This window comes from Streptomyces sp. SID3212, assembly GCF_009865405.1.
Lineage (GTDB): Bacteria > Actinomycetota > Actinomycetes > Streptomycetales > Streptomycetaceae > Streptomyces.
The window spans coordinates 1-1498 of the sequence record NZ_WWJY01000885.1 but is presented as its reverse complement, the minus strand read 5'-3'; the positions used below and the strand labels follow the sequence as shown (position 1 = coordinate 1498).

Annotated in this window: 1 protein-coding gene; it reads left to right on the top strand. The window is 74.6% G+C overall.

The genetic code is table 11. The annotated features are described in order from the left end of the window. Positions 1–101: 101 nt before the first annotated feature. Positions 102–1498, top strand: a 1397-nt coding sequence (locus GT042_RS40180; RefSeq protein ID WP_161311258.1) for a trypsin-like serine protease, incomplete at its 3' end; no start/stop codon positions are given.

The window sequence follows — 1498 nt, the reverse complement described above, 5'->3', positions numbered from 1 at the left end:
TCCGGACCTGCCATTGCCGGACCTGCCATTGCCGGACAGACCGTTGCCGAGCCGACCGTTGACGGACCGATCGCGCCCGGGCCGGCCGGGCCCACCGGGTCGTGAGGGCCTCTCCCGCCTGGCACGCGCGGATCGACGTCGAAGGCGCGGTGGAGGGGGCCGGCTTCCTCGTCACCGACGACACGGTCCTGACCTGTGCCCATGTGGTGGGCCGGTGGCCGCGCGCGGAGGTCGTCTTCCCCGGTGCGCGGGAGCTCGGCCCGGTGGCGGCCGAGGTGGTCGCGCGCGGGGTGTGGGCGGGCGGTGACACGGACCCGGGCGATCTCGCGGTGCTGCGGCTCGACCGGCCGGTGGGCATCGCCCCGGCCGTCTTCGCCCCGCTGGACGACCCGTACGCCACGCCGCCGCCGAAGCTGATCGCGTACGGCTTCTCCCAGGGCTACGAGGAAGAAGGCGTGCAGACCGAACTGCGCGCCACCTCGCACCTGTTGATCCGCGACGAATGGGCACAGCTGGAGTACTGGCGGGGCTACGGACAGCAGGCCGACCGGGGGTTCAGCGGGGCCGCCGTGATGGTGGAGACGAGCGGTCAGGTGGCCGGGATGGTCGTCTCGCAGGACGCGGTCACCCGCAACTGCCGGATGATCCCCGCGCGGGTGCTCGCCCGTCACTGGGCGCCGTTGGCCGACCGGGTCCCGACGCCCGGCTATCGGCGGGAGGACACGCGGCGCCTGCGTGAGCTGATCGAGCGGGCCCGCGTGACACCCGGCACGCCGGGGGCGCTCTTACAGAAGGTGTCCGGTACGCGGGAGTTCGTCCTGCCGGTGGTGGAGCCGGACACCCTGTGGGCGGCGGTCTGGTACCTCCTGACGGAGACGACCCCGCGGCCCGACTGGCTGCCCCTGGCGGACCTGGCCGTACACCTGATCTCGTACGTGGACGACGAGACGCTGGGCGACGAGCTGCGCGCCTGGGCACGAAGTCACCGGAGCACCCACGATCGCGCGCCCGCACCGGAGAGGCTGTCGCGGGAAACGATGTGGTCGGTACGGGAGTCGTCGGTGCACGAGTTGTCGGCCACGACCTGGACCGGCCCCGCCTCCGCCGAAGGCACCGCGGCCGCCACTGATACGGCGGGCACGGGCGTCGGCGGTACGGCAGGCACAGGCACCGGCCTCGGTGGTACGGGGGACACGGGCACGGGCCCCAGAAGTGCGGCAGGCACCGGCACAGGCGCCGGCGGTACGGCAGACACCGGCACGGACCCCGGAGGCACGGCAGGCACCAGCACCGGCCCCGGAGGCACGGCGGGCACGGCGGGCACGAGCACAGGCCCCGGAAGTGCGGCAGGCACCGGCACAGGCCCCGGAGGCACGGCAGACACCGGCACGGACCCCGGAGGCACGACGGGCATCAGCACCGGCCCCGGCGGTACGGCGGAGGGCGGACCGGCCGTGACGGCTCTCGGCTCCGTGGGGCTGCCCCCGCCACCGGCGCC